The sequence below is a fragment of the Kribbella lupini genome (assembly GCF_039529595.1).
GTDB lineage: Bacteria > Actinomycetota > Actinomycetes > Propionibacteriales > Kribbellaceae > Kribbella > Kribbella lupini.
In genome coordinates this window covers 204,889-217,841 of sequence record NZ_BAAANC010000005.1, presented here as the reverse complement: position 1 = coordinate 217,841, position 12,953 = coordinate 204,889, and the positions used below count along the sequence as shown (strand labels likewise).

Annotated in this window: 13 protein-coding genes; 10 read left to right on the top strand and 3 right to left on the bottom strand. The window is 66.0% G+C overall.

Features of this window, described 5'->3' with window-relative positions; all coding sequences use genetic code 11:
• The first annotated feature begins 36 nt into the window (after window positions 1-36).
• On the top strand, window positions 37-1,098 hold the full coding sequence (locus tag ABD235_RS37585) for an isopenicillin N synthase family dioxygenase (protein ID WP_344183083.1): 1,062 nt from the start codon (window positions 37-39) through the stop codon (window positions 1,096-1,098).
• Window positions 1,095-2,171, top strand: a complete 1,077-nt coding sequence (locus tag ABD235_RS37580) for an adenosine deaminase family protein (RefSeq protein ID WP_344183081.1) — start codon at window positions 1,095-1,097, stop codon at window positions 2,169-2,171. The genes ABD235_RS37585 and ABD235_RS37580 overlap by 4 nt, the downstream gene beginning before the upstream one ends.
• Here the strand turns inward: ABD235_RS37580 and ABD235_RS37575 are convergent.
• Entirely contained in the window at window positions 2,144-3,175 is a 1,032-nt protein-coding gene (locus ABD235_RS37575; protein WP_344183079.1) for a LacI family DNA-binding transcriptional regulator, read from the bottom strand. The genes ABD235_RS37580 and ABD235_RS37575 overlap by 28 nt on opposite strands.
• Before the next feature lie 269 nt (window positions 3,176-3,444).
• Between ABD235_RS37575 and ABD235_RS37570 the strand changes: the two genes are divergently transcribed.
• The 8 genes from ABD235_RS37570 to ABD235_RS37535 are packed head-to-tail and all read left to right on the top strand — an operon-like array spanning window position 3,445 to window position 11,245.
• Window positions 3,445-4,494 (top strand): ABC transporter substrate-binding protein, encoded by a 1,050-nt coding sequence (locus ABD235_RS37570; protein WP_344183077.1) that lies wholly within the window; start codon window positions 3,445-3,447, stop codon window positions 4,492-4,494.
• Between the two features lie 54 nt (window positions 4,495-4,548).
• Window positions 4,549-5,073, top strand: a complete 525-nt coding sequence (locus ABD235_RS37565) for an ABC transporter ATP-binding protein (protein WP_344183075.1) — start codon at window positions 4,549-4,551, stop codon at window positions 5,071-5,073.
• Window positions 5,022-5,372, top strand: coding sequence for a hypothetical protein (locus ABD235_RS37560; RefSeq protein ID WP_344183073.1), 351 nt, complete (start codon window positions 5,022-5,024; stop codon window positions 5,370-5,372). The genes ABD235_RS37565 and ABD235_RS37560 overlap by 52 nt, the downstream gene beginning before the upstream one ends.
• 3 nt (window positions 5,373-5,375) lie before the next feature.
• Window positions 5,376-7,049 (top strand): ABC transporter permease, encoded by a 1,674-nt coding sequence (locus ABD235_RS37555; RefSeq protein ID WP_344183071.1) that lies wholly within the window; start codon window positions 5,376-5,378, stop codon window positions 7,047-7,049.
• 43 nt (window positions 7,050-7,092) lie between these two features.
• Complete coding sequence (locus tag ABD235_RS37550; protein WP_344183069.1) at window positions 7,093-7,791, top strand: purine-nucleoside phosphorylase; 699 nt, start codon at window positions 7,093-7,095, stop codon at window positions 7,789-7,791.
• A complete protein-coding gene (locus ABD235_RS37545; RefSeq protein ID WP_344183067.1) occupies window positions 7,788-8,960 on the top strand; it encodes an adenosine deaminase family protein in 1,173 nt (390 codons plus the stop codon). Before ABD235_RS37550 ends, ABD235_RS37545 begins: the two co-directional genes overlap by 4 nt.
• A 39-nt stretch (window positions 8,961-8,999) precedes the next feature.
• Complete coding sequence (locus ABD235_RS37540) at window positions 9,000-10,265, top strand: extracellular solute-binding protein (protein WP_344183065.1); 1,266 nt, start codon at window positions 9,000-9,002, stop codon at window positions 10,263-10,265.
• Window positions 10,262-11,245 (top strand): Gfo/Idh/MocA family protein, encoded by a 984-nt coding sequence (locus tag ABD235_RS37535; RefSeq protein ID WP_344183063.1) that lies wholly within the window; start codon window positions 10,262-10,264, stop codon window positions 11,243-11,245. Before ABD235_RS37540 ends, ABD235_RS37535 begins: the two co-directional genes overlap by 4 nt.
• A 438-nt stretch (window positions 11,246-11,683) precedes the next feature.
• Here ABD235_RS37535 and ABD235_RS37530 read toward each other — a convergent pair whose 3' ends face one another.
• The gene (locus ABD235_RS37530; protein ID WP_344183061.1) at window positions 11,684-12,409 is read right to left on the bottom strand and encodes a hypothetical protein; all 726 of its coding nucleotides are present in this window, start codon (window positions 12,407-12,409) and stop codon (window positions 11,684-11,686) included.
• 88 nt (window positions 12,410-12,497) lie between these two features.
• On the bottom strand, window positions 12,498-12,953 hold the full coding sequence (locus ABD235_RS37525) for a PPC domain-containing DNA-binding protein (protein WP_344183059.1): 456 nt from the start codon (window positions 12,951-12,953) through the stop codon (window positions 12,498-12,500).

The following is a 12,953-nucleotide window of genomic DNA, read 5'->3' as shown; positions in this document are numbered from 1 at the left end:
GATCAAGTCACGCCATCCACTGTGCGAGGGAGAAGAATGAGCACTGCCAAGGCAACGGGTGGGCCGCTGCAAGTTCCCGTCGTCGACATCGACGGCTTCGAGGACGGCGATACGGAGCGAAGGGCGGAGATCGCCAGGCTTGTCGACCGCGCTGCACGTGAGGTGGGCTTCCTGCAGATCAAGGGCCACGGGATCCCCGAGATCGCTGCTGATGGACTCGCCGAGGCGATGGACGACTTCTTCGCTCTGCCCTTCGAGGACAAAGTCGCCTACAAGCCACCCACGCCGGAGGTCAACCGCGGCTACACGGCGCCGCGAGACGAGCGCCTCAGCTACAGCCTCGGCGTCACCTCGCCGGCGGATCTCTTCGAGGCCTACAACGTCGGAGTCGAGGCGTCGAAGTTCGCCGATCTCGATCTGCCCGAAGACCACTATCCCGCCAACATGTGGCCTGAGCGTCCGGCACTGTTCGAGCGCAACGTGGAGGAGTGGATGCGCCAGGCGAACAAGCTTGCGAACACCCTGACGCGCGTGTTCGCCGTAGCGCTGGACCTTCCTGCCGACTACTTCAAGTCCTACACCGACCACTCAATGGACACCCTTCGAATGAACCGGTACCAACTGCCCGACGGGGACGTGAGGCTGGAGCCCGGGCAACTCGGCATGGGACCCCACACCGACTACGGCGTCGTCACCGTGCTGTGGGCCGACGACGTACTGCCTGGCTTGCAGATCCTTGACTCCGAAGGCGGCTGGCACGACGTGCGCCCAGCGCCTGGTGCTCTCTTGATCAACCTCGGAGACCTGCTCGCGCGGTGGACCAACGATCGGTGGATCTCAACGATGCACCAGGTGCTGGCGCCGGTTGATTCTGAAGGCAGGCCGCTTCTGCGGCGCTCGGCGGCCTACTTCCTCGACGGCAACGCCGACGCCGTCATCGACTGTCTTCCTTCTTGCCTCGGCCCCGAGGAGCCCAAGTTGTACGAACCGGTCACGGTGGCCGAACACCTCGCGGCCAAGCTTGCGGGTTCGCGAAGCCTGAAGCCCAACCCGAACGCCGGGCGCGAAGCCTCCCGACTCCGAAGCCTGTCGGTATGAGTACACAGTCAGGTTCGACCGAGCCCACCGCTCGGCCCGCGCTCAGCGCGGAGTACCTTCGTGCGCTGCCCAAGGCCGAGGTGCACTGCCATCTCGAAGGTTGCGTCCCGCCCGGGCTGGGTGTCCGGCTCGCCCGGCGCTACGGCGTACCGCTTCCCGCGGCGGCAGTGGAGAACGGTCGCTACAACTTCTCGTGCTTCGAGGATGGGCTGGCGATCTACGTTGCCCTCTCGAAGGCGATGCGGACAGCCAGCGACTTCGAGGAGGTCACCTACGCCAGCCTGATGTCGGCGGCTGAGGGCGGGCTGCGGTACCGCGAGTACTCGTTCAATCCTCAGAACCACCCCGACCTCACGTACTCCGAGATGCTGCGCGGGATCCTCGCCGGCGCTTCAGCCGCGCAGAAAGACGCCGGCAGCATCACGCGAGTGGTCGTGGCGATCAACCGTGAGCTGGGCGGTGCGGCAGGCCTGGCCCTCGTCCGCGAGGTGATCGAGCATCCCCAGGAGCTCGTGGTGGGCATCGGGCTCGATCACCACGAGCTCGCGGCCCGCCCCTCCGAGTTCGTGGCAGCCTACGACCTGGCGCGAGAGGCGGGTCTCGGACTGGCTGCACACGCGGGCGAGCGCGGGGATCCCAGCGAGGTCGCTGAGTGTCTGGACCTCCTCCGGGTGGATCGCGTGGACCACGGGTACGCCGTACTGCTCGAGCCGCCCCTGCTGTCCAGGACGGTGGCCTCACAGGTCCCCTTCTCGGCTTGCTGGACCGTCGAAAACCCGCCCAGCGAGGTGGCGGGCCGGCTGCGCGACGTCTCGGACATGGCTGCCGCGGGGTTGAACATCTGCCTGAACTCCGATGACCCGGCGCTGATCGGCGCTGAGCTGGACGAATGCATGATCGATGCCGCCCGGCACCTGGACTGGACCATCGAGGATGCCGAGAAGTACTCGCTGGCCGGGCTCGACGCCTGTTTCGCGGATGCCGGGACCGTCGAACGCCTGCGTGCACTGTTCACCGCCGAGCTCGAAAGGATCCGCCCATTGGCCTACTCGGAGTCGTCGGGCCGCCCCTGAGCCGTCGACGGTGGCTCAGCAGATTCCCGGATGATCATTCCCGCGGGTACGACGACGTGGCGAGGTCGTACATCCTGATCCTTCATCACTTCGATGGTCAGATCGACGGCCGCGCGCGCCATGTCAGCCAGTGGGGAGCGAACGGTCGTCAGCGGCGGACTGAGATGACGAGCTGCCGGGATGTCGTCGTAGCCCACCACCGACAGATCGGTGGGGATGCGGACGCGCATGGACCTCGCGGCGACCACCAGGCCCACGGCGATGATGTCGCTGGCGACGAAGACGGCGGTCGGCCTTCGCTCCGACGCCATGATCTGCGCCATCACCGTCGCGCCGTACTCTTCGGTGAAGGAGCCGATGCCGCGGAACTGCGCGTCAGGATCAATGTCGTGGCGGCGGAGTACATCGCTGTAGGCCCGAAGGCGCTCCTGCGCGGTGCGCATCACCGAAGAGCCCGACACGAATCCGATCTCACGGTGGCCCTGTCCCGCGAGATACGACACCGCCTGGAAGGCTCCCGAATAGTCGTCCTGGAAGACGGTGTGGGATTCCAGCGACAGCTCTTGCGGCTCGTCGACCACCACGACCGGGAAGCCGGCCTTCATGGCCTTCTCGAGGGCGTCGTTGCGCACAGTTGATCCGACGTACAGCAGACCGTCGAGCTTCAGGCGCCGAGCGAGCTCAACATACGGAGTCTCGTTTCCCGGCAGGTTCATGGCCGAGAAGACAACGGTGGAGACCGACTGCTGGTCCGCGGCGGCCGCGATCTGTTCGGCCAGGATGGCGAAGTACGGATTGGTGAGTTCCGGTACGACGACGCCCACGACAGATCGTTTGACCGGCACAGCCTTCTTGGGGCGCGGCCGGTGCACATAGCCGGTGTCCTGAAGGGCGCCGTCCACGCGCTGCTTCGTGTCGCCCTTCAGCACCAGGGTGCCGTTGAGGTAGCGAGAGACCGTCGAGGGCGAGACCGACGCGATCCGCGCCACCTCCTGAATGCTCACTGATCGGACTCTCCTCGTCGTCGTGCGGATATACACAAGCTCTTGCGTTAACCCTATCCATCCTCTGTTGCGTACGCAACAAGCAAAACAATACACGCAACAGAACGCACAATGTGTTGACACGTCAGAGTGTCGGTGTCAGGATCCTCGCACCACGCGGTGTTGCACCGGCTGATCCCGCCCCTTCTCAGCCGCGGCCCGCACGCCATCTGTGCAGTTCAGGCGCCATCGCGTCCGCGATCCCCAGAGCAGCAGAAGGAGCAACTCTCATGACGACAGTTCGGTTGCGCGGCCGGCGTTCCCTTCGGGCAGCGGTGATCGCCGGCATCACGGCAGTGCTCGCGCTCTGCGCCGCGTGTTCCTCCGACAACGGTGCATCGGGCGACGGAGGCCTCACGCCGTTCGCCTTTCAGACCTCATGGATTCCGATCGTGGAGTTCGGAGGGAGCTACGTCGCCCACCACGAGGGCTTCTACAAGAAGAACGGTCTCGACGTCTCGATCCTGCCCGGCGGCCCTGAGGTCGACAACATGGCAGCCGTCGTGTCCGGCCAGGCGGACATCGGTTTGGGCAGTGCCGACCAGGTCGCCAAAGCCAACGCGAACGGTGCGGGCCTGGTGATCGTTGCCGCCGGCTTCCAGAAGAACCCGCTGTGCATCCTGTCGAGCCCGGCGAAGCCAATCAGGACGCCTTCGGACCTGGAAGGCAAGAAGATCGGCATTCCGAGCGGTGACACGGCCAACCACACGGCATTCGCCGAGGCGAACCACCTCGACACCGGCAAGATCACCACGGTGCCGGTCGGGTTCGATGTCGCGCCACTGGTGAGCGGCGAGGTCGACGGCCTTTACGCCTTCTACTCCGAGCAGCCCGTCGCGTACGAGGAGGCAACGGGCAAGGCCGGTGTCACCATGCTCGCTGCCGACCATGGGCTCGACGTGTACTCGGAGGTCTATGTCGTGAAGAAGGACACCCTGGCCGACGCCGACAAGAAGGCCTCGGTCGTGGGCTTCCTGAAGGGCGAGATCCTCGGCTGGCAGGACTACGTCGCCGACCCCACCAAGGCCGTCGAGCTGACGGTCAACGTGTATGCGAAAGACGGCGGTCTGACGATCGCGCAGCAGACCAAGCAGGCCAAGCTGCAGATGGACCTGCTGGTCACCGACGAGACGAAAGCCCACGGTCTGTTCTGGATGTCCACCGACGGGATCAAGAAGAACCTGGCCACACTCGCCGCGCTGAACATCCCCGCTGACGAGTCACTGTTCGACACCTCGCTGTTGACCGACATCTACCAAGGCAAGAACACCATCAGCTAGTACTCGGCGGCCGGACGGATGCTGACTTTCACAACGAAGGACGGGTCTTCTCTCATGGACGGAACCGGTTTCACGCTCACCGACCTCACGAAGGTCTACTCGGCGAAGAAGCGAAGTGTTCTTGCTCTCGACAACATCTCGCTCTCAGTTCCGCGCGGTTCCTTCACCGCCCTGCTGGGGCCGTCGGGATGCGGCAAGTCCACGATCTTGAGAATCGTCGCCGACCTCGAGGACTATTCCGCGGGCCACGTGACGATCCACGGTGAGAGTCCGGCGGCCATCCGCAAGGCTCACCGCGTCGGCCTCGCGCTGCAGGATCCATCGCTGCTGCCGTGGCGATCGGTGCGGGACAACATCCGGCTGCCCGGTCAGGTGATGCGCAGGCCGATCACGAAGCAGCGCGTCGACGAGCTGATCGCCATGGTGGGCCTCGACGGGTTCGCCGAGGCCCGGCCGGCGCAACTGTCAGGAGGGATGCGTCAGCGCGTCGCCATCGCCCGTGCCATTGTGACCAGCCCGAGATCCTCTTGCTGGACGAACCGTTCGGTGCGCTCGACGAGATCACCCGGCAGCGATTGAACGAAGAGCTGCAGAAACTGTGGAGTGCCAGCTCGGCCACCACGTTGCTGGTCACCCATTCCATTGCCGAGGCTGCCTTCCTCGCCGACCGGGTGATCGTGATGTCGCCTCGACCGGGCCGCATCGTCGGTGACATCACCGTCGACTTCGCCCGGCCGAGGGGCCGTGACCTTCTTTCCACACCTGAGTTTCACGCGGTGTGCGACCAGCTCAGCGGCCTGCTGCACGCAAGCAGTGACGACTCCGGTGGCAGACCCGGCAGTGGCAGCGAGCTGGGCGACGCCCCGGTGCGGGTCTGAGCCATGACAACGACTGATCCCGTCATGTCGCAGTCCACCCGGTCCGCAGCCCACCAGGCGTTGGTCGCCGCTGCGCGATCGAAGTCACGCAGCGCCGCCCGGCGCTCGCGCCTGAGCAACGCACTCACGACAGTGCTGGTCAGTGTCCTGCTGCTCGTGCTGTGGGAGATTCTCGCCGAGCTGCTGCTCGCCGACCGCGGCGTGATCGCCTCGCCCAGCGCGATCCTGCAGAGCCTCGGCGCCGACGCGGCGTTGTACACCAACGCCGTGAAGGTCACCGCCTGGGAGGCCGCCCGGGGCTGGTTCTTCGGCAACCTGGCCGCCATCGTGGTGGCGCTCGTGTTCGTCCAGATCAAAACCCTGGAATCGTTGTTCCACCGGCTCGCGCTCGCGCTCTTCTGCCTTCCGCTGGTGGCCGTCAACCCGCTGCTGCAGGTGACCTTCGAGCCCGACACGGCCAAGGTCGTGCTCGCGGCGATGTCGGTCTTCTTCTTCACGCTGGTGGGAACGCTGCTCGGTCTGCGCTCGGCCGACGGCGCCCCGATGACCATGGTCAAGGCCTGGGGCGGGAACTCACTCGACGCGCTGCGCTTCGTACGACTTCCTTCCGGTGTCCCGTCCATCATCACCGGCCTGCAGATCGGTGCGGCGGGCGCCACGCTCGGTGCCATCTTCGGTGAGTTCATCGGAGCCAGGGCCGGCATCGGCGTTCTGCTGATCAACGGCCTGATGACGCTCAACCTCAGCCGGGTGTGGACGGTCGCCGTACTGACCACGCTGATGGCCACGATTCCCTACCTGTTCTTCGGCTTGGTGCGCAAATGGCTCGCGCCATGGTCGGCGAGCATCTCCAGCGCCGCGCCGGTGAAGCCCGCGAGCCGGCGGCGGTCGCTCCCGGCTCGGTCCGGACTTGCGTTCGCCTGGCTGACCGGGTCGCTGGTGGTCATCGTGCTGGCGTGGTACGCCTACCTGCACGTCTTCCAGCTCACGCCGTTCGTGGGCAAGTCACCCATCGATGTCTGGAGCTACCTGTTCTCCGCGCCGAAGGCCGTCGAGCATCGTGGCGTGCTGCTCGACGGTCTGCGGGTGACCTTGGTGCACTCGGGCGTCGGCTACGTCGCGGGTCTGGTGATCGGCGTCGTCACGGCTGTGCTCTTCACCCTGCTCACCGTCGTGGAACGAGTCTTCACCCCGCTGGCGGTCGCGCTGGGCTCGGTGCCGATCATCGCGCTGACCCCGTTGCTCATCCTCGCGTTCGGGCGCGGCTTGTGGGGCGTGGTGGCGATCGCCGCCATCGTCACCTTCTTCCCCACCCTGACCATCACCCGAGGCGGTCTGAAAGGGGTTCCGCGCGATGCCTTCGTCCTCATGCGCAGTTACGACTCCTCACGCCTCGGCACCCTGTGGCGGGTGCAGTTGCCGTACACGCTGCCGTCGATCTTCGCGTCGGCCCGGATCGCCGCCCCGGCCGCGGTGTTCGCCGCGACCGTCGCCGAGTGGCTTGCCACCGGCAACGGCCTGGGCCACGTCATCGTCAACTCACGGGCGCACTCCGACTACTCCGGTGTCTGGGCGGCGGCCGCCGTCCTCACCGCCGTGTCGCTCGTCTTCTACAGCCTGGTGAGCTGGGCCGAACGCGCCGCGCTCGCCCGGTACGCGCCGACGCACACCAGCTGAACACCGAGCCGGCCCCCGTACTTCGCGAAAGGACAACCACCTCATGGCAACCCCACACATCTCCGCGGCGAAGGGCGACTTCGCTCCCGACGTACTGATGCCCGGCGACCCCCGGCGCGCCAAGCGCATCGCCGAAACGTTCTTCGACGACCCGAAACTGGTCACCGAGGTCCGCGGCATCCTGGGCTACACCGGAACCTTCAACGACAAGCCGGTATCGGTCATCGCCTCCGGAATGGGCGTGCCCTCGATGGCGATCTACGCGACCGAGCTGGCTCGCTACTACGGAGTGAAGCGCATCGTCAGGGTCGGCACCATCGGTGCCATGGCGCCCCACCTCAAGCTCGGCGACGTGATCGCGGCGTCGAGTGCCCACACCGATTCCGCGATGACAGCGCGGTGGGTGCCTGGCGTCAGCCTGAGCCACGCTCCCGATTTCGGGCTGCTGCGCAAGGCAGTGGAGTACGGCGAATCAAGCGGGAAGCGGATCCACGTCGGTCCGATCTTCACCGGCGACAGCTTCTACAACTCCGACCCGTCCGTGCAGCCTGCCTTGCTGATGCACGGCACCCTCGGCGTGGACATGGAGGCCGCTGGGCTCTACGCGCTCGCACTCAGGGAGGGCTTCGCGGCACTCATGGTCGGCACCGTCAGCGACCTCCCCGGCGCCGACATGACGGCGCGGGAGCGAGAGACGACGTTCGCCGACATGGTCTCGTTCGGGCTGGCGGCCTTCCAGTGACCGTTCCCGACAACGAGGGGTACCCGCGCTGGTCGGACCCTGCCGAGCCCTATGCCACCTTCCCGAAGGTGACGCTCCACGACCACCTCGACGGATCCCTGCGCCCCGAGACCCTCATCGAGCTGGCCGCGGACCAGGGCGTGGCGCTGCCGTACGACGACCCCGAGAAGCTGGCCTCCTGGTTCACCGGCGAGATCACCGAACCGAAGATCGACCACTGGGACGAGAAGTTCGGACTCACCACGCGGGTCATGCAGACCGAGGAGACCATCGCGCGGGTCGCCCGCGAGTGGGTGCGCGAAGCGGCGGCCGACGGCGTGATCTACGGCGAAACGCGCTGGGCACCGGAAAAGCACCTCGGCGGCGGCCTGCCCCTGTCCGTGGCGGTCGAAGCGGTGGCCGCGGGGCTTCGTGAGGGTGAGGCCGAGGTCGCCGCGGCCGGCGGGCAGATCCGCGCCCGCCAACTCATCTGCGGCATGCGCAGTTCCACCTTGAGCTACGAGATGGCGCGGCTGACCGTGGCCAGCTACGGAAAGTGGGACAACAGCGTCGCCGGTTTCGACATCGCCGGTCCCGAGGACGGGTTTCCGATCCGCGACCACCTGGACGCATTGGCGCTGCTGGAGCGGGAAGGTGTTCCGTTCACCGTCCACGCCGGCGAAGCCGACGGCGAACACAGCGTGTGGGAAACCGTGCACCTCGCGCACGCACTGCGCCTCGGCCACGGCACCCGCATCATCGAGGACGTCACGCTCAACGGAAGACCGCTGAACGTGCACACCGCGGTGCGGGACGTCGCCACAGCGCGGGCGGCCGGTCGTGCGGAACTCGCACTGGGCAGGACGGCGCAGTGGGTCGTCGACCGCCGCATCCCGCTCGAGCAGTGCGTCACCTCCAACTCGAGCGGAGTGGTGTTCGGCATCGAGAACCACCCGATCGAACTGCTGCGCTCGCTGAGATTCACGCTGACCATCAACCCCGACAACCGGGTGATGTCGAAAACCTCCATCAGCCGTGAGTTCCGGCGGATCAGTGAACAGTTCGGCTGGGGCACTGCGGAGTTCGCGGAGGCCGAGCGCGCCGCTGTCGAGGCGACGTTTCTGTCCCGCGCGGACCGAGAGGCCCTGCGCGCCGAGCTCGATGCGCGCATCGAGCAGTTCAGTGCGTGAGATCCAGTCCTAACCAGAAGTTTCAGAAGGAGGCACGACATGGTCCGCTTCATCGGTCCTGACAACGACGCGTACGTCGCCAGCGTCGTCCGGCATCTCGCCGAGTACGAAGAGCTCTCCGGTCACCGGGTCGATCTCGAGATCGTGCCTGAGGCCGACTACGTCACCAACTCCTTGGACGTACTGCGGCGCCGCCTGCGTGGCGAGTCCGCCCCGGATGTGTTCGTCTCCGGTCCGGTGTCGATGTGGAAGCTGGCCGGCGAGGGCCTGGTCGAGCCGCTGGACGACCACCTGAATCGGTGCACCGACGACTACGAGCCGACCGACTTCCTGTCGCCCACGATGGAGTGCAACAGGTGGACCGGGCGGCGGGGAGATCCTCTCGGCAACGGATCGCTCCTGGAGATCCCGGTCAACTGGGAAACCTACAACCTGGCCTACCTCCCGGAGGTACTCGAGCAGGCCGGTCTGAGCGAACCGCCCACGACCTGGGAGGCCTACTTCGCCGCGGCGGCCGCCATCGCCGAGAAGGTGCCGGACGTTCGGGGCTTCGCGCAGCGGGGCACCGACACCTGGCACACGATGTACACCGGATTCGCCACCCAGCTGTGGTCCTACGGCGGTGTCGACTTCGACGCTGCGGGGCGCAGCGCAATCGCCGACCCCGAAGCGCTCGAGGCCACTCGTGACTTCGTCGCTGCCTTGCATGCGGCTGGTCCGACGGCGTGGCCCGGCGGCCACTGGCTGGAGGTGGCCCGAGACTTCGCCGCCGGGCGCTACGGCCTGATCGTCGACTCCGATCACTACGTGGCCTTCTTCGAAGGGCCGGACTCGGCCGTCCGCGGGCGCGTCGCCTACACCCGGCCGCCCACCGGCCCGGACGGGCTGCGGAAGGCCAACATGTGGACCTGGTCACTGGTGATGAACAGCGCCTCCCGAGACAAGGATGCGGCCTGGCGCTTCATCGAGTGGGCCAGTTCGCGCTCGTTCCTCACCCGGGCCACGCTCGAGGGCAACATGAATCCGACCCGCCAGAGCACGTGGGACGACGAGGCGTTCCGAGCCGCATCAGCCGGCTGGAACGGCTACGCGGAGAACAGCCTCGACATCCTGCAGACGACGGCTCGCGTACTGCCGACTCCCATGCCGGAGTACCTGGATGTCGCCAGTCAGTGGTCGCGCGGCCTGGTCGAGGCCTATCTGGAGTCGGCACGACTCGACGAGATCCTCAGCAAGACCGCGAAGAGCATCGACGGTCTTCTCGACGGTGAGGATCGCACCGCAGCTCCGGCAGTGGCCCGGTGAAGATCGGTGTTGTCGGAGCCGGCCGCCACGCGAACAGCGCGGTGTATCCGGCGATCCTGGAGTCGGGTTTCGAACTGGTCTCTGTCTGCGCACGCACGGTGGAGAGCGCTCAGGCCACCGCGCAGCGGTGGGGAGCCACCGGCTACTACAGCGGCTTCGAGGACATGCTCGCGGCGGGTGGCATCGACGGCATCGTCGTGGTGGTGCCCGCCGCCGAATACCGGCCCATCCTCACCGGGTGCATCGAGGCGGGGTTGCCCGTCTTCTGCGAAAAGCCCGCAGGGCAGTCATCTGCGGAGCTCCGCGAGTTCGCCGAGCTCGCGGCGGCTTCGCAGTGCGAGGTCGTCGTCGGATACATGAAGCGCTTCGCACCGGCCTACCGCCGGGCTCACGACCTGATCCGAACGGCCGAGTTCGGTACTCCGTCGCTGGCCCACTTCACCTTCGTCATGGGGCAGTTCGACGGCTACGTAGACGACCTGCATTTCTATCTCACCGACAATCCCGTGCACATGATCGATCTGGCACGGTTCCTGGTCGGCGAGCTGACCGACATATCCGCCGTACTCAACGTCGTTCCCGGCTTCGGCCTGGACGTGAGCCTCGTAGCGAAGGCCGGCGACGGAGCGGTCTGCTCCTTCGACTTCTGCACGACAGCCTCCTTCGCACACCGCGGTGAAGCGATCGACATCTATGGGCGCGGCAACGCAGTGCAGGTCGACAACGTCGACACCTGTACATACCGCCCAGCCGACCGACCGGCGCAGACCTGGCGCCCCAACTACACCCTGCCATGGGGCGAGAGCTCGAGTCGGGTGACGATGGGCTTCGTCCCCGCGCTCGAGCACTTCCGTGAGGTCGCCGCAGGGCGTGCCGCGAACGAGTCCGACCTGGCCAGTGCCGCGCGCACCCTCGAGACCGCCGAGCAGCTGTACCAACAGCTCTTCCCTTCGTGGTCTGAGGTGATGGCGGGCCACTAGCCGGAGACGGCAGGTGTGAAGCGAACCCAGGAATGCAGCCGGCTGCGATGTCACCCGTTGCCGGGAGTTGGTCAGCAGCTGCAGGCGGCCGTAGAGGCCAGAAGGAAGTGCCGGCGCGACGTCGGCCGGTGCGTACTGATTCGGGGCTGTCGCCTGGTACGGCACAGTGACGGGACATCGACGCGGTACCTGCTCGACTTCGAACTGATACCCCGCCACGGCCAGTCGTTCTACTTGGTGTTAGGGACTTGCCACCACTGAGGTGCACTCTGACCATGTCCTCGAACTATCACACATAGGAATTTGCCTAATGGCAATAGTTTGAGCGCGCGTCGACCCGTAGCTGTCAGCGGACGAGGAGTTCGAGAGCGAGCTGTAGCCGTTCGAGATAGACGTCCCGCGAGGTGACTTGGTACTTGAGGCCGATCGATGCGCTGATCAGGGTCTGCGCCACCTGGACGGCCGACTCTCAGGAAGCAGTTCTACTGATGCGCGGCGACGGACGGAGTCACCACCCAGCGCGACGATCACCGACTCCGACGCGGCATAGTGGTCCAGAAATGAGGCCTGGAGCCTCGTCATCGTTCCGCCGCGGACGGCGATCCCGACCCACTCGGCAGCCTCTCCGCCGGCAGCACGGACGGCCAATGCTGCCATCGGCCCGTCGACAATCACCGGAACGGCTCCGTTCGACAGTTCCCACTGCTGCTCAGCCACTCCGATCAAGGTCTCCGACTTGCGATAGATCGCTGACTCCGGAATGTCCAGATATCCGACGTCGTGTCTGCCTTGGCCGACGAAACCGACTTCAGCCAGAGCCGAGTCACGCGCCACGAACGTGAGACAGTCCCGGTAGCGATCAACCAGGCACCCGTTGTCAGCGACAACAGCCAGACCGGACGTCAGGATGACTTCATCGTCGAACTCCAACCAGCGCAGACGGTCCACGAGATATGCGGGTTCGTCCGGCGCGTACCCGATCTTCCAGCCGGCGTCCACCTCCAACGCATGGCCGAGGCCATGTCGTCGAAGGTGCCGCGCAGCCCACTCGTACGGTCTGACCATCAACTGGTCGCGGTAGAACATCCGCGCGAAGCGGTACAGGTCCAGCATCTGCAACTGATCAGGGATCGAACTCCAACGATCCGACATCGTGGTCACCACCCCCGGCAACTACCTTCGGCTCCGTCCGACCCCCGACGAACCCCGATCCGGTCATCCAGGACAACCTGAATGAGTCAACGGGACTTGCCTAGAAGCGCAGTTGCGGAACACCGTAGAGCTCTCCCAGCTGCACCCGACTCATTGCCGGAGCGGCGACCTCCACCAGGTACATCTCGGTCAAGAACTGCACTTTGGCGCTCAGCAAGTGGCTCGTGTGCGCCACCGCGGAGTGCTGCTTCAGGCCCACCGAAATGTGAATGTGTGGCAGCACGTCCCGTGAGCCCGGATCCACAGCGAGAGTTCCGCCTCCGAGCGCCTCGACGCTATCCAAGTGGACTGACGACCAAACCGGCGCCTCCGGGTCGTCCACCTTCGCGCAAGTGCCGACCAACTCGACCTCTCGTAGTCCGGCGATGAACATCGGGATGAAGGCTTCGCGGACGTCGTTCGCGGCGCAGAACTCCCCTAGTGCGGAGAAGAAGTCCTCGCCGTGGTCGAAGCGGACGGCGAAGGTGCGGCCCATGGTCAGTTCTGCGGCGTGCAA